The 1,014-nt window shown below is 68.4% G+C and carries 1 protein-coding gene; it reads right to left on the bottom strand.

What is annotated here, in order from left to right:
- Positions 1-214: 214 nt before the first annotated feature.
- The coding region (locus tag VYI76_RS16705) for an NAD(P)-dependent oxidoreductase (protein ID WP_326525945.1) at positions 215-1,014 on the bottom strand (800 nt) is incomplete at its 5' end.

Below are 1,014 nucleotides of genomic sequence, written 5' to 3'. Positions count from 1 at the left end.
GACGACGATGTGGAACTGAAAGCCGTCGCCCAGCGCGAGGGCGCTGATCAGGTGCTTCAGCGCGGCACGGGAGTCGGCGGGCATCAGGGCTGAAAGTGGCAGCGGTTGTAATACCGGCGTTGGGTGGCGAAATCCATGATGGCTCCTGCGGGCATAGCGGCGTTCCGGGCGAACGCCGGCGAATCTTAGCGCAAACCCTTGTTGATCAAGATGTTCACGCCACCCGGTTCACCGCCGCACCGGCGACAAACGCTTCGATGTTGTCGATGAGCTGGTCGGCGAGGGTCTGCATCGCCTCGCGGCTGGACCACGCGACATGGGGTGTCAGGATGAAGTTGCCGGCGTCGAGCAGATCCGGCGCCAGCAGCGGGTTGGTGACGGGCGGTTCTTCGGTGAGCACGTCGAAGCCGGCGCCGCCGATCTGGCGGGCGCGCAGGGCGTCGGCCAGCGCCGCTTCATCCACCAGGCCGCCGCGGGCGGTGTTGATCAGGATGGCCGTTGGCTTCATGGCCGCCAGTTCGGGCGCGCCGATCAGGTGGCGGGTGGCGTCGGTGAGCGGGCAGTGCAGGCTGATTACGTCGGCTTCGCGGATCAGGCGCTCGAAGGGCAGGTAGCCGTCGCGGCAGGTGGCCGCGCCCTTGTGTTCGCCAAGAACAACCCGCATGCCGAAGGCGGCGGCGATGCGCGCCACGCCCTGCCCGAGAGTGCCGCTGCCGAGGAGGCCAAGAGTTTGGCCGGCGAGGTCGCGGATCGGGTAGTCGAAATAACAGCACTGTTCGCTCTTCTGCCAGCGCCCGGCGGCCACCGAGCGGTGGAAGGGGCCGATCTGCCGGGCCAGCGCCAGCAGCAGCGCAAAGACGTGCTCGGGCACCGTTTCGCGGGCGTAGCCGCGCACGTTGGAGACGACGATGCCGCGCGCCCGGCAGGCGTCGAGATCGACGTTGTTGTAGCCGGTGGCGGCGATGGCCACCATCTGCAGCGCGGGCAGGCCGGCGATGATGTCGGCGCTGAGCC

Source organism: Sphingomonas sp. (assembly GCF_035910975.1).
GTDB lineage: Bacteria > Pseudomonadota > Alphaproteobacteria > Sphingomonadales > Sphingomonadaceae > Sphingomonas.
Note: the sequence above shows the minus strand (reverse complement) of the source record. Positions and strands in the feature narration are given on the sequence as shown.